General features: G+C 62.1%; 19 protein-coding genes. 9 read left to right on the forward strand and 10 right to left on the reverse strand.

The annotated features are described in order from the left end of the window. Positions 1–80: 80 nt before the first annotated feature. The 9 genes from PWJ82_RS01835 to proC form a co-directional block, all read right to left on the reverse strand. Entirely contained in the window at positions 81–806 is a 726-nt protein-coding gene (locus tag PWJ82_RS01835; protein WP_126134982.1) for a tyrosine-protein phosphatase, read from the reverse strand. Further along, positions 806–1822 carry a metallophosphoesterase gene (locus PWJ82_RS01840; protein ID WP_274733995.1) on the reverse strand — a complete coding sequence of 339 codons (1017 nt, stop codon included), beginning with the start codon at positions 1820–1822 and terminating at the stop codon, positions 806–808. The genes PWJ82_RS01835 and PWJ82_RS01840 overlap by 1 nt, the downstream gene beginning before the upstream one ends. Then, positions 1819–2724 carry an ABC transporter ATP-binding protein gene (locus PWJ82_RS01845; RefSeq protein WP_274733997.1) on the reverse strand — a complete coding sequence of 302 codons (906 nt, stop codon included), beginning with the start codon at positions 2722–2724 and terminating at the stop codon, positions 1819–1821. Before PWJ82_RS01845 ends, PWJ82_RS01840 begins: the two co-directional genes overlap by 4 nt. Continuing rightward, positions 2721–3527 (reverse strand): ABC transporter ATP-binding protein, encoded by an 807-nt coding sequence (locus tag PWJ82_RS01850; RefSeq protein ID WP_274733999.1) that lies wholly within the window; start codon positions 3525–3527, stop codon positions 2721–2723. The genes PWJ82_RS01845 and PWJ82_RS01850 overlap by 4 nt, the downstream gene beginning before the upstream one ends. Further along, positions 3524–4408, reverse strand: coding sequence for an ABC transporter permease (locus PWJ82_RS01855; protein WP_274734000.1), 885 nt, complete (start codon positions 4406–4408; stop codon positions 3524–3526). Before PWJ82_RS01855 ends, PWJ82_RS01850 begins: the two co-directional genes overlap by 4 nt. Further along, the gene (locus PWJ82_RS01860) at positions 4405–5445 is read right to left on the reverse strand and encodes an ABC transporter permease (protein WP_274734001.1); all 1041 of its coding nucleotides are present in this window, start codon (positions 5443–5445) and stop codon (positions 4405–4407) included. Before PWJ82_RS01860 ends, PWJ82_RS01855 begins: the two co-directional genes overlap by 4 nt. Next, positions 5445–6974 (reverse strand): ABC transporter substrate-binding protein, encoded by a 1530-nt coding sequence (locus PWJ82_RS01865; protein ID WP_274734003.1) that lies wholly within the window; start codon positions 6972–6974, stop codon positions 5445–5447. The genes PWJ82_RS01860 and PWJ82_RS01865 overlap by 1 nt, the downstream gene beginning before the upstream one ends. Positions 6975–7097: 123 nt before the next feature. After that, entirely contained in the window at positions 7098–7439 is a 342-nt protein-coding gene (locus PWJ82_RS01870; protein WP_126134989.1) for a hypothetical protein, read from the reverse strand. After that, the gene (gene proC / locus PWJ82_RS01875; RefSeq protein WP_274734006.1) at positions 7440–8240 is read right to left on the reverse strand and encodes a pyrroline-5-carboxylate reductase; all 801 of its coding nucleotides are present in this window, start codon (positions 8238–8240) and stop codon (positions 7440–7442) included. It lies immediately after the preceding gene. 146 nt (positions 8241–8386) lie between these two features. On the opposite strand from proC, the gene PWJ82_RS01880 reads away from it, so the two are divergent. Further along, positions 8387–9169: an SDR family oxidoreductase gene (locus tag PWJ82_RS01880; RefSeq protein WP_274734007.1), complete on the forward strand. Its 783-nt coding sequence runs from the start codon at positions 8387–8389 to the stop codon at positions 9167–9169. A 75-nt stretch (positions 9170–9244) separates the two neighbouring features. Here PWJ82_RS01880 and PWJ82_RS01885 read toward each other — a convergent pair whose 3' ends face one another. After that, the gene (locus PWJ82_RS01885; RefSeq protein WP_274734008.1) at positions 9245–9973 is read right to left on the reverse strand and encodes a pyroglutamyl-peptidase I; all 729 of its coding nucleotides are present in this window, start codon (positions 9971–9973) and stop codon (positions 9245–9247) included. 208 nt (positions 9974–10181) lie between these two features. Between PWJ82_RS01885 and PWJ82_RS01890 the strand changes: the two genes are divergently transcribed. The 8 genes from PWJ82_RS01890 (at position 10182) to PWJ82_RS01925 (ending at position 23356) form a co-directional block, all read left to right on the forward strand. Continuing rightward, a complete protein-coding gene (locus PWJ82_RS01890) occupies positions 10182–10520 on the forward strand; it encodes a hypothetical protein (protein ID WP_126134993.1) in 339 nt (112 codons plus the stop codon). Further along, positions 10517–12451: an alpha/beta hydrolase gene (locus tag PWJ82_RS01895; protein WP_274735063.1), complete on the forward strand. Its 1935-nt coding sequence runs from the start codon at positions 10517–10519 to the stop codon at positions 12449–12451. Before PWJ82_RS01890 ends, PWJ82_RS01895 begins: the two co-directional genes overlap by 4 nt. Before the next feature lie 266 nt (positions 12452–12717). Beyond that, on the forward strand, positions 12718–15927 hold the full coding sequence (gene ileS / locus PWJ82_RS01900; RefSeq protein WP_274735095.1) for an isoleucine--tRNA ligase: 3210 nt from the start codon (positions 12718–12720) through the stop codon (positions 15925–15927). Between the two features lie 129 nt (positions 15928–16056). After that, complete coding sequence (gene brnQ, locus PWJ82_RS01905; RefSeq protein WP_274735064.1) at positions 16057–17430, forward strand: branched-chain amino acid transport system II carrier protein; 1374 nt, start codon at positions 16057–16059, stop codon at positions 17428–17430. Between the two features lie 105 nt (positions 17431–17535). Further along, a complete protein-coding gene (locus tag PWJ82_RS01910) occupies positions 17536–18504 on the forward strand; it encodes a nucleoside hydrolase (protein ID WP_274735066.1) in 969 nt (322 codons plus the stop codon). Positions 18505–18598: 94 nt separating this feature from the next. Then, positions 18599–20038 (forward strand): MFS transporter, encoded by a 1440-nt coding sequence (locus PWJ82_RS01915; RefSeq protein ID WP_274735067.1) that lies wholly within the window; start codon positions 18599–18601, stop codon positions 20036–20038. Between the two features lie 124 nt (positions 20039–20162). After that, entirely contained in the window at positions 20163–21701 is a 1539-nt protein-coding gene (locus PWJ82_RS01920) for a bifunctional folylpolyglutamate synthase/dihydrofolate synthase (protein ID WP_274735068.1), read from the forward strand. 95 nt (positions 21702–21796) lie between these two features. After that, on the forward strand, positions 21797–23356 hold the full coding sequence (locus tag PWJ82_RS01925; protein ID WP_274735069.1) for an aspartate:alanine exchanger family transporter: 1560 nt from the start codon (positions 21797–21799) through the stop codon (positions 23354–23356). The last annotated feature ends 84 nt before the right edge of the window (positions 23357–23440 follow it).

The raw sequence follows: 23440 nt of genomic DNA on the forward strand, positions 1-23440 counted from the left end.
GGTGCTTCGGGCGCCGTAGCTGGTATCCGAGGCCGTCAGAATGGCGCACCGCCCCGTTATCAGAATGGCGCACCGCCCCGTTAGAGGCCGGTATCCGGTTCCACCAGGTGGGCGTGCAGCAGATTAAAAACAGCCGGGTCGATCCCGTGCCCGAGGAGGTATTCGCGCGCCCCGCCGGCCGCCTCAATGCGCACCGTGGCGGCGCTCAAGGCTTCTTCGGTCACGTAGACGGCGCGGTGCGCGGCCGCCCCCGGGATATATTCGCGCCCCATGACGAAGGCAAGGTCCTCCTGGTAGCTTTCGCCCAGCGCCGTGGCGGAGGTGAGGTAATCCGCCAGGATTGTTTCGCGGCTTGCTCCGAGGATGGAGAGGATCAGCCCGGTGACCACCCCGGTGCGGTCTTTACCGGCGGTGCAGTGGATAAGCACCCCGCCTTCCGCGGATAGCTCTGCCACCGCGGTGACCGCCTGCGCTAATTGCCCACCGAAATTGCGGGCCATCTGCATATACAAATCGGCAAGTTCGGACCATTCCAGGTGGGCAAGCTGATTATTGAAAATAGGCACGGAGGCAACGCTCACCCCGTAGTCTGCCCAATTGGTGGTGCCGGCGCGTTCGGCGTCGTCGCGCAAATCAATCACGCCGGTGATGCCCTGCGCTCTCAAAAAATCTCCCAGGCTCTCATCGTGGCGGAAAGCCGCTGAGGAACGTAGCAGGGCGCGCTCGCGGATATGCCCGCCGGCCACTGGAGTTCCTCCCAGGGAACGAAGATTATGCAGGCCGAGGGGCAAGCGTGGGGAAGTCATCACTGTCCTTTCGAACTGGCGTAAAGCGTATTTTCTAGCAGGTAGGAGCCGGGCCCGTCCCAGGCGAGCGGATCGCTCGGGCTCCACCCGGGCCGCCCGGCTCGCCGGCCGATAGCTACAACCTCCTCCGGGCTATAGGCAAAGATCTCCTCGCCCGGCTCTATGTCGCTGGGCAGTGCGGCCGCGACGTCGTCCAGGTAGGTGATGTCCTGGTGGATACTGGCCTCGCTGATCTGCACCACCGAAAAAGCCGAGCGGGCTCGTGCGCTTTCCCATTCGGGGCCCCTTCCGAGCGTTGTTTCGTTGGCGAGGGCCGGGCCGACCACCACGGGAACCCCTCCTGCGCGCCCGCGTCCGGCCAGGTGGTAATGCCCTGCCAGCACCACGGCGGGCGCCACTTCCCAGGATTGCAGGCCCTGCGCCAGGCGCGGGGCATCCATGAGACGCAGCGCCCCGTGGAGCACCGTCGGGGCAGCCAACGGCGGGTGGTGGAGGACAAGAACGGAGTGGATGGGCGCGGTGTCGATACCGGGGCAGGGCACGCCCTCCACCCCCGGTGTGCTATCAGCATTCGTGATGGCGTCCTCGATGCGGTGGATTTGTTCACCGAGGTAACCGAAACCGCGCCCGGGAACGGAGCTGTCAGCCGCAACGAAACGCCAACGTGTTTCTGCCACGGTGATATCGGTGACGGAAAAGATAGGGTCCATGGGTGCGCCGGGCAGGTCGAGGGCCTCGCGCATGGCGGGGCGCCGGTCGTGATTCCCGCAGGCCCAGACCACTGGCGCATCCCACCGTTCCGCCAGTGGTGCAAGGGTTCGCGCAGCGAAATCGTAGGAAGCGGGGGTGCCGTCATCGGAAATGTCTCCGGAGACCACGATGGCCTGGCAGGGCGCGAGCTCGCCGGCGGCCGCAACAGCCGCTTCTAATAGCCCGGAAGTGTCAATTTTTCCGTAGTGGCGGGCACGCTCGGCCCGCACATGGGTATCGGAGAGGTGCAGGATTCGCAAGCTCATAGGTCATCGTCTCCCTCGGATGGCGTGATAGACGGGGCGGCAGTCTCGGGCTGCGGTGGCTCAGGTAGCAGCGGAACTGCCGCGATAAGTTCACGGGTGGCCGGGTGACGCGGATGCTCCAGAACCTGCGCCGTGGGAGCATATTCGACGACGGTGCCCCCGCGCAGCACCAGGGTGTCCTCACACAGATTCTGGACAATGCCCAAATCATGAGAGATCACAATGAGGGTGAGGTTCAGGCGGGCACGCAGGTCGTGGAGAAGCTCCAGGACGGTGGCTCGTACCGAAACATCGAGGGCGGAAACCGGTTCATCGGCAATAAGAACCTTGGGTTGGCAACCCACGGCGCGCGCAATAGCGACCCGCTGGCGCTGCCCTCCAGAAAGCTCGTGCGGATAGCGTGAGCCCCATTCCGGGTTGAGATCCACGGCGGCCAGCGCATCACGCACCATCTCCCGGTGCTTGCCCGGCACGCGCAGCAGGCGCAGCGGTTCTTCAATAATCTGGCCCACCGTCATCCGCGGGTTGAGGGAAGCAAAAGGATCTTGCAGCACTAATTGGACTTCGTGGCGCAGGCGGGTAACACCCAACTTTCCGTAGCGCACCTCCTGGCCCCGGTAGGTGATTGAGCCGCCGCTCGGCTCGAGTAAGCCGAGCATCATGCGGCTCAAGGTGGTTTTCCCCGAGCCGGATTCGCCGATAATCCCCAGCGACCGCCCCGCTCGCACTTCGAACGACGTGGGTGCCAGAGCCACGGTGCTTCCGTAGGATTTGGTGACATTCTGGCAGCTAAATAGGACCTCCCCGCGTTCGACAGGCCAGTCTTTTTCCAGCGGCGCCCGAGAAGTCATCCGCAGGGCGGCCTCACGTGGATCCCAAGTTTTTTCCGATGTGCTTGTCATGACTGGTCACCTCCGTGCACCGTGGGACGTTGCAAGCTGGTGGCGCGGGCCGCTGCTACAAGATCGTGGGTATAAGGATGCGCGGGACGGAGCAAAATATCCGCGGCGCTCCCTTCTTCTACCAGTTCGCCGCGGCGCAGTACGAGGATGCGTTCGGAGGTGTGGTAGGCCACCGCCATATCGTGGGTAATCATGAGAACCGCGGTGCTATGTTCGCGGGCGGCATCATCCATGAGCTGCAAAATATGGGACTGCACCGTGGCATCCAGTGCGGTTGTCGGCTCGTCCGCAATGAGGAGGGCGGGTGCCAAACTCATCGCCATGGCAATAACCACGCGCTGGCGTTGGCCCCCGGAAAGCTCATGGGGAAAGCGGTTAATAATGCTTTCCGGGCTAGGGAGCTCCACCATGCGGGCCAGCTCGCTGGCCCGCTGCGTCGTCGCCGATTTTTTTAATCCCGCGTGAATACGCGAGGCCGCCACCAATTGGTGCTTAATACGCACCACCGGGTTGAGCGCCGTATGCGGTTCTTGGAAAATACAGCCGATGCGGCGCCCCCGAATTTTCTGGAACTGCGCATCGGAGGCGCCCACCAATTCGCGCCCCTCAAAACGAATCGAACCGGTCACGTGCGCCCCGCGGGGGAGCAGCCCTTGGATTGCCATTGCCGTCATCGATTTTCCGGACCCGGATTCACCGATGAGGCAGACCCGTTCGCCGGCCTCCACCGTGAAGGAAACTCCGCGCACCACCTCGGTGGAACCGAAAGCCACGGTGAGATTACGTACCTCAAGAAGACTCATCGCGTTTCCCTTCCGCGCGGATCTAGCACATCACGCAGTCCGTCCCCCAACAGGTTGAATCCGATAATCGTCAGGACAATCGCGGTGGCCGGGATAAGAATAACGGTCGGGTGGGAATACATGAAGCTCTGGTAGGTGGAGAGCATGCGCCCCCAGGACGGAGTGGGGGGAGGGGTGCCCAGCCCCAGGTAGGACAGGCCGGCTTCCGCGAGCGTGGCTGTTCCCATGATTTGGGTGACGCGCACAATAAGCGTGGGAGTGATCGCCGGGAAAATATGCCGCGAGAGAATCCACCAGGAGCGCGCCCCGGCCGCCACGGCCAGGAGCACGTGATCGGAGGCGGTAGCACGGCGCAATTCAGGCAGCACGGTGCGGGTAACCGCCGGAGCGGAGCCCAACCCGATGGCAACGGTGGACGTGAGGGTAGAACCGGAAAATGCGGTAACGAGAATGAGGGCGATGATGAGGGTGGGGAAAGCCACCCACACATCGGTGAGACGCTCCGTCAGGGAACCGAGCCACCGCGGGGCATAAACAATAATCGAGGCGAGGAGCAGCCCGACCACCAGAGCCACCACAGCTCCTCCGACGCTGGTGAGCACCGTGACCCGCGAACCCAGCACCATGAGGGAGAAAATATCGCGCCCCAGCTGATCGGCGCCAAACCAGTGCGCCCCGCTCGGGCGGGCCCAGGAGGCACGCGAATCCACGCTTTCCGGATCGTAGGGCACCCAGATGAAAGAAAGAACAAAGGTGGCCAGTACCGCCAGCACCACCGCGGTGCCGATAAGGCCGGCAGGATTGCGCAGCAGGGCCCGCAAGCGGGCCCGCCACGGAGAAGTAGCGGAGAGGGCCCGCAGGGCTGGAGAAGGAATACTCATCGCAACCTCACTCTCGGGTCAAGGAGCCGGGAGGCCACATTCGAGAGCATCATCAGGAGAATAACCGCTCCGGAGAGCACCATGAGGAAGCCTTGGACGGTAACAATATCGCGGGTAGATACACTCGCGACCAGGTGGTGCCCGATACCGGGAAGCGCAAAGACCTGCTCGACCACCACGGTGCCCATGAGGAGGGCCGCTGCATCGAGGGCGATAACAGCCAGGAGGGGGAGCCAGGCATTCCGCAGCGCCTGGGTGAGCAGGGCGCGTCGGCGGCTCATCCCCTGGGCACGGGCGGTGCGCACATAATCTTGGCCAAGCTGTTCCAATACGGCGGAACGCACGTAGCGCACCAGTCCCGCCGTTTGCGGGATCGCCAAGGTAATGGCGGGCAGGATGAGACTACGGAGCGCCGCTCCCGGATCGCCCCATCCCTCGCGCGGGAATCCGGTGGAGGGAAGATGAAGCGGGGTTGCCAGGTACATGACGAGAAGCATTCCCAAGATGAAGGTGGGGATGGCGATGCCCAACTGGGAAAGCCAGGAGACCAGGCGCCCGGCCAGAGTGGTGGAGCGAGCCGCGGCATATACCCCGATCACCAGAGCAAAAATAACTGCCAAACTCAAAGACATCAGCGCAAGCGGCACGGTGACCTGGAGTTTCGTCACGAGCTCGTGGGTCACCGAGAGGGAAGAAAAGGGAGAGGTGCCGAAATCGCCGGTGAGGGCGGCGCTGAGCCAGCTCAAATACTGGACGATGAGGGGACGATCCCAGCCGTGCTCGGCCCGGATTGCTTCAATTTGCGCGTCGGTGGCGTCGAGGCCACCCATGATAACGGCCGGATCGCCGGGCAGGGTGTGAAGCGCGAAGAAAATCACGAAGGAGGCGAGGAGCAACGCCGCCACCGCCCACCCCAGCGCGGAGAGCACGATGCGGGCGGTACGCGACGTCGTGGTACGGAGCACCGTTTCGCGGTCCACGGTGCCGGGAGCTGCACTAGCCCCCGGCACCTGCGCGAGCGCGAGTGGTTCAGCCATTAACGCGCAACCTGAATATCAGCGGCGTAGAAGCGAGAACCGGTCCGGTTGGTCGGGAATCCGGAGACCCCTTCCCGGGAGAAAATAATGGCCTTGGGGCTGTAGAGCCAATCCGAGGCCGCATCTTCGGACACGAAGGTGGCGAGCTCACCGAGCTTCTTATCACGTTCCTCCAGCGAGCTGGCGGTCATCGCCTCCTTATTGAGGCGTTGAGCATCCGCGCTGTCGTAATGCCAGTAGTAGCTGGGATTGGAGTAGTAGGTGAGCGTCCACGGATCCACGTGGAGCACCATCGTCATATCGTAATTGCCCCCGCGGTAGACCTCATCGAGCCAGCTGGAAAACTCCATCCGGTCAATCGTCACATTAATGCCGATTTCCTTGAGCTGGGCCGCTATATATTCGGAAATAGCGGAATCGTAATTATTGGCTACCCGCAGGTTGAGAGAAAGATTTTCAGCACCGGCCTTCTTGAGCAGTTCACGGGCGGCTTGCGGATCATAGGAATCAATATCGTTGAGGGAATCGCTCCACCAGGCCATCTCGGGGGAGACCATGGAGCCGACCCGCACCATATTTCCACCCAGCGCGGTAATGAGACCATCCTTATCGATGCCCTTGCGGATAGCGGTGCGCACATCCTTATTTGCCAGCGCAGGATTGCTGTGATTGAAGCCGAGCGTCATCCATGAAGTTTCCGTGCCCTGCGAGGTAATAATTGCCGGGTCGGCCGCGAAACGCTCCACCGTATCGGTGTTTTGGGTGGTGAGAATATCAATTTGTCCCGAGGCAAGCGCGTTCGCAGCGGCGGTCTGATCCGCGTAATAGTGGTAGACCACTTCCTTGGTGCCGGCCGGATCGCCCCAGTAATTGTCATTGCGTTCGAGGGTGATGGTGGAGCCGGTCTTCCATTCACCGATGGTGAAGGGCCCGGTGCCATTCGATTCCTTATTCAAATCGACCGTGTTATCAGAGGGCACCATCATGGCGGCATCCGTGGACATGCTGTCCAAGAAATTCATATTCGGTTCGGATAGGGTGACGACGACGGTATGCGGGTCGGAAGCCTGCGCGGATTTAAAAGTGCGCATGAGCTTATGATCGGGATTCTTCGAACCTTCGGCAGCTGAAGCTTCCAGGGTGGCAACCACATCCGCGGCATCAAAATCAGAACCGTCGTGGAATTTCACGCCCTCGCGCAGATGGAAAGTGTAGCTGAGCCCATCTTCGGAAATATCCCAGGAAGTGGCCAGAGCTGGCAAAATATCACCATTTTCAGCGCGGCGGGTGAGGCCTTCGTAAACATTATCGATAACAAGTTGATCGAGAGCTGCGCCGGAGACCGAGGTTGGATCCAGCCCGGTGGGTTCCAAAATAAAACCAACGTGCACCGAGGCATCCGGGTTCGCATTCTGAACCGGGGCCGGGCCACTGGCGGGGGAGGAAGCCTCACCGGAGGGCGGGTTGGTTGAGCATCCGGACAGCGCGAGTCCGGCAACGAGCAGGGCGACGCCCGCAAAACGCTTCATATCTGTTCCCATCAGGTAGTGAAGTCAAAATATGGCTCGGCGCATCGCAGCGCGGACGCTTCACCATATATGTATCTATCGAGTCAATGTGAACCGTTGGAAAACGTGGAGTTAAAAGGCGAGCTACCTCTCCTTTGCGTCAGTATCGCGGATAGAGCGGGACGCGCGGGTCCCGGGTTTGGCGTGCTTGGCGCGCCGGCGAGCCTCAGCGGCTTCGCTTTCCAGATCGTGCACCACGAGGCGAGCGTGGCGCGCGGTCAAGATGGGGTGGATTTTCTTCGCGGCGCGCATGGCGGTGGCGGTTCCCTCCGCCGCGGCCGCCAAAATGCGTTCTTTTTCTTCCGCGGTCCATTCGTGGGTGCGCATAAAACGTAGTGACCGTGCCTCGCGCAGCATGGAAATTCCCCACAGAATCAGCACCACCAGGAAAATCCCAGCGAAGCTGAGGATCGATAGTCCGTTCATTTAACTGAGATTCCTATCTTTATCAATACTGGCCTGCACGCCGCGCACGACGGCCGCCCCGAAACCGGCACGTTCCAATTCCACCACACCGGCCACGGTGGTGCCGCCCGGGGACTGCACCGTATCGGCCAGGTCGGCGGGAGATAGTTCACTTGCGAGCACCAGGCGCGCCGCACCTTCCACCGCCTGTGCGGCGATACGCACCGCCTGCGCGGCCGGGAGCCCATCAGCAACGGCGGCGCGTTTGAGGGCATCAATATAGGTAAAGGTGAACGCCGGGGAGCAGCCGGCGAGCGCGGAAAAGACGGAAAAATGCTTTTCTTCCAGGGTGATATGGGCACCCACTGCGGCGAAAACTTCCCGCACCGCGTCCTGTTGAGCGGGGGTGACGGAGCTGGAGAAGCACAGCGCCGTCATGGAGGCGCGCACACTGGCGGCCACATTCGGCATGGCGCGCACGAGCGGTTGCCCCGGGGCGAGATGGCGGGCGAGAGTGGCAAGTTCAAGGCCCGCCGCGATAGAGACGATAACGGTGCCGGCGGCACGTGCGGCGTCGCTAATTTCTTCCAGAACGCCCGCAACCGCGTACGGTTTCACCGCGACGACGACGATTCCGTCCCCCACGGCCGTGACCAGCTCGGTATTTGAGGTGGCCGGGCGCGCCCCCGTTTCCTTCGCGAAGTCGCACGCCGCCTGCGCATCTTTTGCAGAAACGACGACGGACGCCGGGTCCGCACCCGCGGCAAGCACCCCGCGCGCCAGGGCTCCTCCCATATGTCCGGTTCCGATAAAGCCGATCACGAGCACTTCCTTTCTACCAGCTAGGCCCGGTGCTCCCGCAGCGGCGCTGAGCGAACACCGGGTATGCTCTCCGCGTTTTATTTTAGGCTGAAGAAAGGTGTTTTATGGCCGGCGTGGCTCTCACCCGGCAGAACGGAGGGTTTGACATGTCACATCGAGTACTCGTGACCGGAGCATCCAGCGGAATTGGGGCGGCGAGCGTCCGTGCCTTGCGCGCGGCCGGATGGGAGGTGATCGCCACCGCGCGGCGCGAAGATCGGCTCCGCCAGCTCGCCGAGCAAACCGGGTGCAGCTACGTGGTAGCGGACGTGACCAAAGAGGCCGACGTCGCACGGCTCGCCGCCACCGTGGCGGAAGCCGGCGGAGTGGACGCCCTGGTCAATAACGCCGGTGGAGCACGCGGGCAGGATCGCGTGGCGGACGCGAAAATCGAGGATTGGGAGTGGATGTACCGCGTGAACGTGCTCGGTACCTTGCGCCTTACCCGGGCGCTGCTTCCACATATGCGCGAGAATGGCGGGAGTATCCTCTTTGTGACCTCCACGGCGGCGCAGGAAACCTACGTGGGTGGGGCCGGATACACGGCGGCCAAGCACGCCGAACGCATGATAAAAGACACCCTGCGTTTGGAACTGGTGGGAGAACCGGTCCGGCTCATGGAACTGCGCCCTGGCATGGTGATGACGGAGGAGTTTTCTAAGAACCGGCTCGGCTCGGATGCCGCAGCCCAGAACGTTTATGCCGGGGTTGCCGAGCCACTCCTCGCCGAGGATATTGCTGAGACGGTGGTGTGGATGCTCTCCCGCCCCGCCCACGTCAATATTGATTCGGTGGTTATCCGCCCCGTTGCCCAGGCGAATTCTTGGACGGTGGCCCGCGCCGGGAGCGACGTGGTGGAGTTGCCTTCCTCGGGGCTGGACGGCGAGTAGGGGGCACCGGGGCGCTGGCACGGTGCCGGCGTAGTACCAGCACCGTGCCAGTATGTGCGGGCATCGTGGGGGAAATTACCGCCCCTCGGCGACCTGCCGGGCAAGTTCAGCAATCGCCGCGGCAATCCCGAGGCTGAGATCATCGAAGGTACGGGCGCACCGGGGGAGCACCGGGGCGGCGCTTTCGCCTAACGGTGCGCTGCACACCGTTTCGGGCAATGAGGCACGCCCCGTGTCGCTTAGTGGCGCCGGCTGCGGCGCGGGCGGCGCATCGGTTTCCGCACCCACCGTGGCCGTCCCAACGGTGCGCAGGGCCGGCACGTGAATGAAGATGCCGGGAACCGCAAGCCGGGCCACCCGGTAAGCAACGTTATTGCAGAGGTAGCGTCCCGGATCTTGGCTCGTTTCCGCAGCAATACCGGACTCGTTAATAGCGCGGGTAATATCTGCCACCCGCACGGGGCTCACGGCGATATCTGGACCGCCGGGAATAATGGGTTCGCCGTGGGGTTGGGCTCCTGCATTATCAGGAATCCGAGCGAGGTTTTCATTAAAGGCTTGGAGCTCCGGGGTGATGGCGCTGCGGCCACCGGCCTCCCCGATGGATATGACCGCATCGGGATGAATACGCTCCACTGCCTCAGCCAACACTTTCCCAGCGCGCGCGAAAACCACCGGCAGCATTACCGTCGTGACTTCCACCTCGCAAGGAAGAACCATATCGTGAAGATGCGGGATAGATCGCAGGGCCGCCTCTCGGCTCGCGTTTTCGGTATCGGCACCAAAAGGCTCAAAATAAGTCACTAAAAAACGCACACTTCACCCTACCGCGGACCTCCCTGTGGATAAATGCACGGGTCAAAGCTTGCCTGTGGATGGGCTCTGGACGGATGTTTCCATGCCTGGCACCATCGGCTCAAGCGCTCAGCAAGCGGCGCTAACACACAGGAACTCGAGCGCTCAGCAAGCGGTGCCAGCGCAAAGATAACGGAAACAACACGGGGAGGCAGCGGTGGACGGGGTTCTCATCACGGAATCTGTCACAGCGGAACTGCGCGCGGCGCTCGCGGATGTGAGCGCCGCACTGGCTCCGGTACAGGTCGATAACGTGCCGGGAGCAGTGAGTGCGGCCTTGGGCGGCACCCCACCGCCGGCAACCGTGAGCGCAGGATGCACCGCGGTCAACAGGAGCACCTGTAGCATCGCGGCCCGAGCTGATGAGCTTGCCGATTCGCTCGCCCTAGCTTGGCGTATCTATCAGGAGGCAGATGGCGAGGCCGCAGCGGATTTTACTGGTGTCAAGGGCGTAGAAAACGTTGCGGCTACGGATATTGCGGGGGTGAAACAATGAGATACCTAGCGGTGTCGTGGGCTCAGCTGCGCCGCTGGAACGGTGCCTTACTCACGGCGGTGCTCAGCGAAGTAGCCTCCGCGCGCCGGCGCTGCGAAGAAGCCAGCTGGCAACTACGGCAGCTAGCCACACGCTCCCTTGCAGGCACGTGGGAAGGCTACGGGGCGCGCGCCTTCCTCTCCGATGTGCGGGCCCTGGCAGCACGTGCCGCCGCGCACACCGACCGTATTGACCACCTGATCCAGGCTTTGGGGGAAGCTCAGCATAAAATCACCCGTACCCAAACAGCCGTGAGTGAAGCGCTCTCCCGCGCCAACGCTGCCGGCATGGAAATCACGCCCGGCGGTGAGGTGATTGACCCGCTCGCTGGCGCGGATACCACCGGGGTAGCGGAGTGGGAACGCCGTCAGATAGCGATCCAGATTAGGACGGAGGTAGAGGTAGCCCACAGGTCGGCCGATAATACACTCAGCTATCTAGATAAGGTTTTCACCCAGCTGGCCGCCGGGCAGATCGCCCCGGAGGCTCGCACCAACCACTATCGTTCGGTAGGGCGGGTACCGGTCGGGAAAAGCGCGGCGTATGTGCACGCGTGGTGGGCATCCCTGGGCGATGCCGAGCGTTCCTACATGCTTGTTCACTATCCGCAGGATCTCGGTAATCTTGACGGAATACCCTACGCGGTGCGGGATCGCGCCAATATTGCCGTGGCCCGCCAGGATGAAGAAAGGGCCCGCGCCTATTACGACCCTATTCTTACCGAATTATCCGCAGAAATCGCCAGCGCCCAGGCAGATCTCGAGGGCAACTTAGGGAAAAGCGATAGGGAACTTCGCACCGCCCAGCTCGGTGCGGCTCAGTTGCGCCATGCCACTATCACCGCCAACCTGGCGGCTTACGCCACGATCCGCACCCAGCGCGGCCTGGATCGCAACTGGCGTGAGCACCTCTCCCCGTCTCCGGCTCGCTCCGGTTCGCATCACGATGCGATGCGGCACTCATCGTCGTCCCCGGCACGGCCATCTTCGGGGCGCGCAGGCCCGGCGCGCTCCTCCTCGCGGGTGGGCCCCGCGCAGCCCCGTCAGCTTCTCGTTTATCGCGGGCCGAACCGGGCCCGCACCGGAACCGGCGCGGAATTGCGAACTATCCAGGTGGCCCTTGCCCAAGGCGATGTCGATACAGCCCCGTCCGTCACCATTGAAGTGGGTGGAATGACCACCAATGTGGTCACATCCCTCGACTCCCATATGGGGGCGGCAGGCCGCCTAGCTGCTCTGCAGCAGGAAATTGTCACCGCCCGCGGCGAAACAGGGAGTCCCGCGGTGGTGACCTGGTTTGATTACGCCGCCCCGCAAAGCGCGTTGGACTCCTCTCTCTACACCCCGGCGCGCGCCCGGGAAGGCGGAGCTAACCTTGCGCGTTTCGCGGAAGGTATCGCCCAGGTTCGGGGCGGGGATCGCCCGCGTATTAACCTGCTGGGGCACTCCTACGGTTCGGTGACGGCTTCAGCGGCTGCGGAGCGGGCTAGGCCCGGCGTCGTCGACACCCTTGTGGTATACGGAACACCCGGGGTAGTGGCCGAAGGTTGGGATATGAATACCGGGCCGCACGGAGCTGGAAACGCCGCCTCCAATCACGTCCTCTCCAATAAAAAAGACATTATTAACGTGGTCAATGCCGTGGGCGGGGGAGCGGTTTCGGGTGGACATACCGATGCGCTAGGTTTCAATCCGCGCCGGGATCCAGATTTCACCGCGCATCATTTCGCGGGGCGCGGGGGTCTCTTCTCCCAGCATTCGCAGTACTTGGAAAACGTAGACTCCCCGCAGATGCGCGAACTGGCTCGCATCACTACAGAGCCCGGTGCGCTACCGGCTGAAGCTGCGCCGTCGCCCCGATCTGTACCGGTGCGCCCGCCATCCGGAAGCTAGATGCGCCCCGCGCGAGGAAGGGCTACAATGAGCGGCGTTGGCTTTGACCCGGCAATCACCGGCGAGCTCTCGGAAGAACAGCCGCGCGGCCCGTGCCGTGCAGCCCAGTAGAACCGAGCGGGTGGACCCGTTAGCGTCCTAATGAAGCGGTTACCCGCCGTACCACGCGTGCGGTGAGTAGCAAATGAGGTGGTACCGCGGTACCGGAATTCCGGCGTCGTCCTCAATCCGATTAGGTTTGAGACACGAGGAGACACCGCGTGGATATGTATCCGCTTCATCGCGAGGGCGGCGTGCCCGCCTCCCCGAACTTCCCGAAGATGGAAGAAGGCACCCTCGCTTTCTGGAAGAAAGACAATACGTTCCAGTCCTCCGTGGCGCAGCGTGAATCCGGGCCGCACGGCTCCAATGAATTCGTTTTCTATGACGGTCCGCCCTTCGCCAACGGCCTACCCCATTACGGTCACCTTCTCACCGGTTACGTCAAGGATGTGGTGGGGCGCTACCAGACCATGCGCGGGCGCCGAGTCGAGCGCCGCTTTGGCTGGGATACCCACGGGCTGCCGGCCGAATTGGAAGCCCAGCGTATCCTCGGCATCGATTCCACCGATGAGATCGAGGATATGGGTATCGCCACATTTAACGAGGCCTGCCGTTCCTCGGTGCTGCGCTACACCAAGGAATGGGAAGAATACGTGACCCGCCAGGCACGTTGGGTCGATTTTTCCCATGATTACAAGACTCTGGACACCACCTATATGGAATCGGTGCTGTGGGCCTTCAAAACTCTGTACGACAAGGGTCTGGCTTACGATGGCTACCGGGTGCTGCCCTACTGCTGGAATGACGAAACCCCGCTGTCCAATCACGAATTGAAGATGGATGACGACGTCTACAAGGACCGGCAGGATCTCAGCTTGACCGTGGGGCTGCGTCTGGAAACGGGTGAACTCGCCCTTATTTGGACGACGACGCCCTGGACGCTGCCCTCCAATCTGGCCATTGCCGTGGGTCCGGACATCGAGTACCTCACCGTCATTCCGCGCGAAGGCAAGCTGGAAGGCGAGCGAGTGATTATCTCCGCAGCCCGCCTGGAATCTTACGAGAAGGAACTGGGTGAAGATCCGGAAGTTGTGGATCGTTTCCCCGGCTCGCGGCTAGTGGGTCGCGCTTACGCCCCGATTTTCGATTACTTCATGAATCGTGCGGACGATGAGGCACCCGGCCCGCATGCCTACCACGTGATCGCGGGGAGCTTCGTGACCACCGACGACGGTACCGGGCTGGTTCATATTGCCCCCGCTTTCGGTGAGGACGATATGTTCGCCTGCCAGGAGGTGGGCATCCGCCCCGTGGTTCCGGTGGATGGCGCCGGGCGTTTCACCGCCGAGGTGCCCGATTACGAAGGCACCCAGGTCTTTGATGCCAATCTGCCCATCACCCGCGATCTGCGCGAGGGAACCGGACCGCTGGCACGCCGCCCGGAAAACGAGCGCGCCGTGCTTGTGCAAGAACGCTCCTACCTGCACTCTTACCCGCATTGCTGGCGCTGCCGTAAACCGCTCATTTACAAGGCAGTGTCCTCGTGGTTTGTGCGGGTGAGTGCCTTCCGAGATCGGATGGTGGAGCTTAACGAGCAGATCGAATGGACCCCGGCGCATATCAAGCACGGCCAGTTCGGTAATTGGCTGGCCGGCGCGCGCGATTGGTCCATTTCTCGTAACCGGTTCTGGGGCAGCCCCATTCCGGTATGGCGTTCCGACGATCCGAACTATCCGCGCGAAGATGTATACGGTTCCCTGGAAGAACTCGAGCGTGATTTCGGGCGCCTGCCGCGTAACGAGAAGGGCGAAGTGGATCTCCACCGTCCCTATATTGACGAGCTGACCCGCCCTAACCCGGACGATCCGACGGGTAAGTCCACCATGCGGCGCATCACCGACGTGTTGGATTGCTGGTTCGAATCCGGCTCCATGCCCTACGCCCAGGTCCACTATCCCTTCGAGAATAAGGACTGGTTTGAGGACCACTACCCGGGGGACTTTATCGTCGAATACATCGGCCAGACCCGCGGCTGGTTCTACACCCTCCACGTGCTCGCCACCGCGCTCTTTGACCGTCCGGCCTTCCGCACCTGTATTTCCCACGGCATTGTGCTGGGAGATGACGGTCAGAAGATGTCGAAATCGCTGCGCAATTACCCGGATGTCTACGAGATGTTCGACGAGGTCGGCGCGGATGCGATGCGTTTCTTCCTCATGAATTCACCGATCGTGCGCGGCGGGAACCTCATCGTGACCGAACGTGCCCTGCGCGATACGGTGCGCCAGGTGCTGCTGCCGCTGTGGAATGCCTACTACTTCTTCGCGCTCTACGCCTCGACGTGCTCGAAGGGGGAGGGCTACCGCGCCCAGCCGGTAAGCGACACCTCCGGTTTGGATGTGATGGACCGCTACCTGCTGGCCAGCATTAAGGACCTGGCCGATAAGGTGCGCACCGACCTGGATAACTACGATATTCCGGCCGCCTGCGACCGGGTGCGCGGTTTCCTAGATGTGCTGACCAACTGGTACGTGCGTACCTCCCGGGATCGCTTCTGGAATGAGGACCACGCCGCCTTCGATACCCTCTACACGGCGCTCGAAGTGCTCATGCGGGTCATGGCGCCCCTCGCGCCGCTCGTGACCGAAGAGATCTGGAAGGGGCTGACCGGCGGACGCTCCGTCCACTTGGAAGACTGGCCCGAACTACCCGATTCCTGGAAGGATGATGCGCTGCGCGAAGCGATGGACGAAGCGCGCGCCGTCGTCTCCGCTGCGCATTCCCTGCGTAAAACCCACCAGTTGCGGGTGCGCCAACCGCTGCGTACCCTCACCATCGTCACCGACCGTGACCTGGAGCCCTTCACCGAGCTCATCGCTCTGGAAGTGAACGTCAAGAATGTTGAGCTCAAGGACGTGGCGCAATCGGGGATGAAGGTCAGCCGTGACCTCAAGGTTCTCCCGCGTGAACTGGATCCCCAGCTACGCAAGATGACCTCCGCGCTCTTCCAAGCCGCCAAGGCCGGGAACTGGAGCGAAGACGGTGCGGACGCGGTGCTTCACACCGAGCCGGAGGTGCGCCTGGCGCCCGGCCAGTTCGAGATCACCGTATCGGTGGAAGCCGACCCGGGTTCGGTTGCCGCGGCGCTCGATTCCGGTTCCTTTATCGCCCTGGATACCGAGGTGGATGAAGAACTGGAAGCCGAAGGCTACGCCCGCGACGTCGTGCGCGCCGTGCAGGACGAACGCAAGAACGCGCAGCTGCACGTGGCCGACCGGATCGCTCTCAACCTCACGGTTCCCGCCGAGCGCGTTGATGCGGTTACCCGCTATCTGCCCTTCATCCAGGAGGAAACTCTCGCGGTGCAGGCGCAGGTGACTGCGGGTGCAGAAGGCGCACCGCTCGGCATCGAGGTGACGAAAGTCGCGTACTAAAGGCCGGCGCGCTCTGTAACGGCGCGCCGTGATCCTCTAGAGTAGGGTGCCTTGCACGGGCCGCGGTGGACGACCATGGTCTTCGCCGCGGCCCACGCACTCTCCTCACAATTCACACGAAGGTCAGGGATGAAAAACTCGCGCGTCCTCACGCTCGCTGTAACCGGTTTGGCGCTCTTCGCCATGTTCTTCGGGGCGGGGAATCTGATTTTCCCGGTGATGCTCGGCATCCAAGCCGGAACAAATACGCCGCTGGCTATCGCCGGATTTATCGGCACCGGGGTTATTCTCCCCGCCGTTGGGCTCATCGCTGCCACCTCTAGCCGCGATGGCACCCCGCAGGATATTGCGACCCGTATCGGTCGCATCCCCGGTCACGCGCTTCTGTGGGCAATTTTTATCACCACCGGAGTTTTGTACGCGGTACCGCGGGTGGCCGCGGTGAGTTTCGAGGTTGCGGTCCGCCCCGTGATGCACGACGACGCCGCTGCCCGCCCCGCCCTCCTCGTTTTCTCCGCCGTGTTCTTCGTGGTGGCTGTGCTCGTGGCCCTCAACCCAGGCAAAATGGTGGATCGAGTGGGAGGAATCCTCACCCCTGCCCTCGTTATTCTCATGGCGATTCTTATTGCGGTGGTGGTGCTCAATCTGCCGCCCCAGGTTGCCCTTCCGCAGGCACCGTATGCGCCCAATGCGCTCACCGGTGGACTGCTCAGCGGGTATATGACCATGGATGCGCTGGCGGCCTTCGTCTTTGGGTTGGTCATCGTGTCCTCATTGCGCTCCAAAGGTTTCACCTCCCGCGGGGCGCTCTTCGGGGGAGCGGCGGGCGTGGCCCTCATCGCCGCGATTATCCTCGCCGCGATCTACCTGGGGCTGTCCCAGATCGGGGTCCGGGTGGCCACCGAGGGATTTGCCAACGGTGCGGATGCACTGGCGGCTGTTTCCGAGCGTTTCTTCGGACGCAGCGGTCAGCTTATTTTCGGTGCCATCACGATTCTGGCGTGCCTGACGACGGCGATTGGCCTGCTGGGCGCGGCCACTCAGTTTTATCGCAGTTATCTTCCGGGGCTGGCGTACCGTCCTCTCCTCATCGGGCAGGGAATGTTTGCTTTTGCCATGTCCACGCTGGGACTGGAAGGAATCCTCAATTTCATTAATCCGATCAATCGCTTTATTTATCCCATCGCGATTGTTCTTATTTTCGTGACGCTTGTTGATCTGGCGGTTCCCGGGCGCCTGCATTGGGCTTACCGAGCCTCCGCCTGGATTGCGGCACCTCTCGCTCTCCTGGACGGGCTGGTTGTCACCGAATGGGATATTTTCGCTCCCGTCGCGGAATTCTTGGCGCTATTCCCGCTGGGTGCAGAAGGGCTCGCCTGGGCCGGGCCGGCGGTGCTCGGTTTTGTTCTCGGGCTAGCGGTAGACGGGATCCAAGGGCGGTTATTCCCACCGACTCTGGTGCGAGCCAAAGCCGATGAGCCAGCGGAGGCGCCAGTAGCCTGATATTTGCGGGGTGTCGGCGAACGCTCGCGGTGAAACTATTGTTTCTATGTTTTAATGAAACCACGTAGAACTCCGTGGGAGTTCCCCAAGGATGTGGAGAAAAACATGGCAACACAGCACACCCCGGAAAAAATCATTTTGGATTGCGATCCCGGTCATGACGACGCCGTTGCGATGCTGCTGGCGTGGGCGAATCCGCAGATTGAACTGCTTGCCGTCACCACGGTGGGCGGCAACCAAACCCTGAAGAAGGTTACGAATAATGCCCTCGCCGTGGGCACCGTCATGAAAATGACCGGCGTGCCTTTCGCGGCCGGATGCGACCGACCGCTGGTACGCCCGGTGGAAGTCGCCCCCGATATTCACGGGGATACAGGCTTGGACGGCACCGAACTGCCAGCCCCGGCTATCGAGCTTGATTCCCGGCACGCCGTCGACCTCATTATTGACACGGTGATGGCGCACGAACCGGGAACCGTCACCCTGGTTCCCACCGGCCCGCTCACCAATATCGCGCTGGCGGTACGTAAGGAACCGCGCCTGGCCGAGCGTGTCAAGCAGGTGGTCCTCATGGGTGGGGGGTACCACGTTGGTAACTGGTCCGCGGTGGCCGAATTCAATATTAAGATCGACCCCGAAGCCGCGCATATCGTTTTCAACGAGCCATGGAAGGTGGTCATGGTGGGCCTGGATCTCACCCACCAGGCGCTCTGCACCCCGGAAGCCTACGCGAAAATTGATGCGGTGGGCACCCAGCCGGCCCGTTTCGTCCACGAACTCATGGATTTCTTCCGTGCTTCCTACCAGGACGCGCAGGGCTTCGACTACCCGCCGGTGCATGATCCGTGCGCGGTTGCCTATCTTATTGACCCCACCATCGTGGAAACGGTGCAGGTCCCCATTGATGTGGAACTCACCGGAACCCTCACCGTGGGGATGACAGTGGCTGATTTCCGCGGACCCATTCCCGAGGATTGCCACACCTGGGCTGCGACCCGGCTCGATCACGGGCGTTTCTGGGATCTCATCGCCGATGCGCTGGAGCGCGTGGGTGAACACCACTACCTGGGCTAACCACGGGGCTAATCCCCGTCCAACCCAACCTTTGTGAACGGAGGGCGGTGCCGCCACGGTGCGGCGTCGTCCTCCCCGGTGAGAAAGAAAAACTATGGCATCGTCCGTTCCCACACGTGCCGGCCGGGCGCAATCCGGTTCGCGCACGAATATTATCGTGCTGATGGCCGCGCTGCTCTGCGCGGTCTTCGCCTTCCAGCTCAACGCCTCCATGCTTTCCCCAGCTCTGCATACTATGAGCGTGGAACTCAATGCGACCGAGGTTGAAATTGGCGTGACCCAAACGGCCTTCTTCGCTTCCGCTGCGCTCTTCTCCCTTTTCCTGCCGCGCTGGGGCGACCTTATCGGGCGCAAGAAGATTCTGCTGGGCATGCTCCTGGCTACCGGGATCGGATGCGTAGTCTCGGCACTCGCTCCCAATGTCACGATCCTCGGTATCGGGCGTGTGATTCAGGGGACGGCGGGGCCGATGGTGCCTCTCACCCTTGTGATGCTGCACCAGGAAGTGCCCGAACCGCGCCGTTACGCCAAGTACATGGCTATTCTTACCTCCGTCAACGGCGGTATCGCAGGAGTAGACGCCCTGTTGGGCGGCTGGCTCGCCGGGAACTGGGGCTTCCGCTCCGTTTTCGTGTGCATGGCAGTTGTGTGCGCCGTCGCTTTCCTGGCGTCGGTGTTCGGGACCCGTGAATCCCAGGGCGACCGCACCCCGATGGACTGGCCCGGCGTTATCGCGCTCCTCATCGTTTTTGGCTGCGTCTATTTCGCTTTCAATGAGTTAGGCAAGCTCGGGGATGCCCGCTGGTGGCTCATCGGCGTGGAAATCCTGGTGGCCGCCGTTTCCGCGGTGATTTTCTGGAAGATCGAGTCCTCGCGCGCACACCCGCTGGTGGCCACTCGCTACCTCAAGCAACGGCGCACCTGGGCTCTCCTGTCCACCACTCTCTTCACCATGACCGGGGTATTCGCGGTCATGAACGGTCTCATCCCGAACCTGGCGCAGCTGGAAGCCAGTGCCGGTGGTCTGGAGCTCCCGGCCGAAACGGTCTCCTTCGTGACGCTGACGCCCTACGCGCTTGCCGGTCTTATTATGGGGCCGATCGCCGGGCAGCTCGCTTCGCGTTTCGGCTACAAGAAGGTGCTCCAGGCGGGGCTCCTCTCCACGGTTATTTTCCTCGGGATCGCGGTGTTCGGTGTGGGGGCACCCTCGAAGTCGCTTATCTTCTTCCTGTGCGTGGCCATCGGTATTACCTACGCCGGTACCGTCAATATCATGCTCAACGGCTTGGGTATCGTGCTCTCCCCGGCTGATAACCAGGGCTACCTACCGGGAATGAATGCCGGTGCCTTCAACCTGGGAGCCGGGCTTTCCTTCGCGATCCTCACCGCTGTGGCCACCGCCGTGGGTGGCACTGAGAACCTGGTGGGTGGTTATCAGGCCGGAATTGCGGTGGGTGCGGTCCTTGTGATTATTGCGCTTCTCCTCTCCACCCTCATCCCGTCGGTGGAGAACGCGGAGGAATCAGCCTCCTAGATACATCCGTACATGAGGGTTCGTGCGGACCGGTAGTGTGCGGGAACGGGGCCCACGGGGCTGGCAGCGCCAGTCGCACCGTGGGCCCCGTGGTATATGCTGGTGTGCCGTGAAAGGGGCAGGTATGGGTACGAATAACGCTGGGTACGATGGCGCGGGGTACGACAGTGAAGATGCGCGGGAAGCCGAACTTGACGCGGCGCTTTCCGAGGTCCTCAACTCTGGAATTTTCGGGGACGAAGCGGTGCTCCGAGAGGTCAAGGAGTCACCTGATCCCACCGTTGAACTCGCGGATACCACCGCAGAAGAAGCTCGGGTGGAGGAGATCTACCGGGATATCCTCACCCGCGCCCCCGAACATAAGGTGCAGCCCTCCCTTGAGCGCGTTCAGATGTGCCTGGATTTACTCGGTAATCCGCACCATTCCTACCGGTGCGTGCACGTGACGGGCACCAATGGGAAAACCTCGACGGCACGCATGATCGAAGCGCTGCTACGCGAGCACGGTCTGCGTACCGGGCGTTTCACCTCCCCGCACCTGGTGTCGGTGCGTGAGCGCATCGCTATCGACGGACATAATATTTCCCGCGCGGATTTCATTCAGGCATGGGAAGATGTCGCGCCGTTCGTCGAACTAGTGGACCAGCGCTCCCAAGCGGAGGGTGGGCCGCGCATGAGCTTCTTCGAAGTGTTTGTGGTCATGGCCTACGTAGCTTTCGCCGCCGCACCTATCGATGTGGCGGTGGTCGAAGTGGGCATGGGGGGAAGGTGGGACGCCACCAATGTGATTGACGGCGACGTCGCTGTTCTCACCCCCATCGCTCTCGACCATGAACGATGGCTCGGGCACACCATCGCACAGATCGCGGGTGAAAAAGTTGGGATTATTAAACCCGGGGCCAGCGTGGTGAGCGCCTCCCAACCCGAGGAAGCCGGTGCGGCTATCGCTCAGGCAGCCCACCGGGCCCGCGCCCACGTATCCGTCTACGGGAAAGACATCCAGGTCCTCGGGCGGGAGACTGCGGTGGGTGGTCAGCTTATGACTGTGCGCACCCCCGCGGCCCGCTACGACGATATTCCTCTCGCACTGCGCGGCTCGTATCAGGCAGAGAACGCGGCGCTGGCGATCACTGCGGTTGAAGCATTCTTCGGGGGGCGCGCGCTTGCGGGTGACGTCGTCGAACATGCTCTTATGGCCGTTACTTCGCCCGGGCGTCTCGAAGTGGTGCGTACCTCGCCCACCGTCCTCGTGGACGCGGCCCATAATCCCCACGGCGCCGCACATACAGCCGCCGCGCTGGAAGAGTACTATCCCGGCCGGCGGGTTGGGGTGCTCGCCATGATGGCAGATAAGGATGTGGAAGGAACCCTCGGGCAGTTCGAGCCGGTCTTGGATGCTGTTGTCATCACCGATATGCCCGGTGAACGTGCCATGGACGCCGAGGACCTGGCAGAGCTGGCGCGGGCGGTCTTCGGTGCGGAAAGGGTGCGGGTGGAACGCGATCTGCTCGCTGCGATTGACGAAGCTGCCGGATGGGCCGAGGCCGAAGCGGGCGATGAGCTCGCCACGCCGGTGGTGACAGTAGTTGGATCGGTTTATCTGGCAGGAATGGCGCGTCAAATGATGGGTAAAGGGGCTCCTGACGAAGCTCCTACCGAGTAGGACGGGGCGGGCACCGGGCCCGAAAGCACTGGCACGGTGTACCAAATTGGTAGAGTAGGCAACGTTCTACCAGTCTTCAACCCCGAGGTGGCACTGTGCTCGATATCCTTGCCAGCAATACCGTTCTCGTTGTTTTCATTGTGGTGGCGCTTGGCGCTGCCTTCGGGGCGATTCCTTTTGGTCCCCTGAAATTCGGGGCAGCGGGAGCGCTTTTCATCGGTTTGCTTGTCGGTGCGGTGGTTCCGCCCTCCACCTCACTCCTCGTGCTCCTGCAAGATTTAGGCCTGGGTATTTTTGTTTACATGATCGGATTGGAAGCCGGGGAAACATTCTTCCAGGAGATCCGCAAACAGCTGGGCCTTATGCTCGCCTCAATTATTGCGATTACGGCCGGTGCGGCGGCCGCGGTGGGACTGGGCGAGCTTCTCGGTTTATTGCGCGGTACTGCCGTGGGTGTTTTCGCAGGTTCGCTCACCTCGACGCCCTCGCTTGCTCTCGCCCAGGAAATGACCGACCCGGATAATCCTGCGGTGGGCTACTCCATTGGTTACCCGGTCGGGGTCACGCTCGCCATTGTCATGGTCGCTATTTTTATTAACCGGGAATGGAAAGCCCGTCATGACCAACTCGATCCGGATGATGTGGAACTGGAACAGGCAACCGTGTACGTGGATCGGGAGATCTCCGCGCAGCAGATGCGGGATATAGCCGGACAACAGGTGCGATTCGTAGCAATGCGGCGCAATCGCCGTTGGCATATCCTCGATATGGAGCGTGCTCTGGAACCGGGGGATAGGGTTCGTATTTTCGCTTCCCGGGCGGCGCTTTCTGAAGCTATCGAACGCCTGGGTAGCCGGATGCGTCATCGGCGGCTGACTGATCCCTATCTGGCGGTGCACCGTTTTACGGTATCCAATCGGGATATTGCTGGGCTCACGGTGGGTTCCCTCCCGCTCTATCGCCGTTTCGAAGCACGGGTGACGGTTATCCGCCGTGCCGATGACGAGATCCTCGCCACCCCGGATACCTACCTGGAAATGGGCGACGTGGTAGAAGTCGCCTTACCTACCTCGCGGGTAGAAGAACTCGAAGAATACTTCGGTGATTCGGTCTCCAGCTCATCCGAACTCGACTGGGTGGCAGCAGCCGGTGGCCTTGCCCTGGGCTTTGCTCTCGGGCTGGTGGAAATTCCGCTGCCGGGTGGTGCGGCATTTTCCCTGGGGGCGGCAGGTGGTCCGCTTGTGGTGGGGCTGATCCTCGGAGCGGTGCACCGCACCGGCCGGGTACCCTGGCAGCTCCCGCGCCCCGCGAATCTGACCCTGCGCCAGTTTGGCCTCATGCTTTTCCTCGCCGCGGTGGGCCTCAACTCCGGTTCTGCTTTTGCCTCGACCGTCTTCACAATGGTGGGCTTGAAATCGCTGCTCCTGGCCGCGGCCGTGAGCATTGTCGGATGCGGAGTCATGATGGCTGCCGCATGGGCGCTTGGTTCCTCGGCCACCCGTTCTTCTGGAGCGGTGGCAGGACTGCTTGGCCAACCGGCCGTGCTTTCCTACGCTACCTCACGTACCACCGATAACCGGGTGATGACCGGTTACGCTACGACCTTCGCGATTGCACTTATCTACAAGATCGTCGTCGTCCCCTTCATGTTCTAGCGGTCCCGGAACGGTGCGATGTGTCGCTGGCGTGCCACCGCGACCACGGGTACCGGTTGCAACTGTCGTAACGCCCCGTCGTAG

Source organism: Actinotignum schaalii (genome assembly GCF_028864145.1).
Taxonomy (GTDB): Bacteria; Actinomycetota; Actinomycetes; order Actinomycetales; family Actinomycetaceae; genus Actinotignum; species Actinotignum schaalii_B.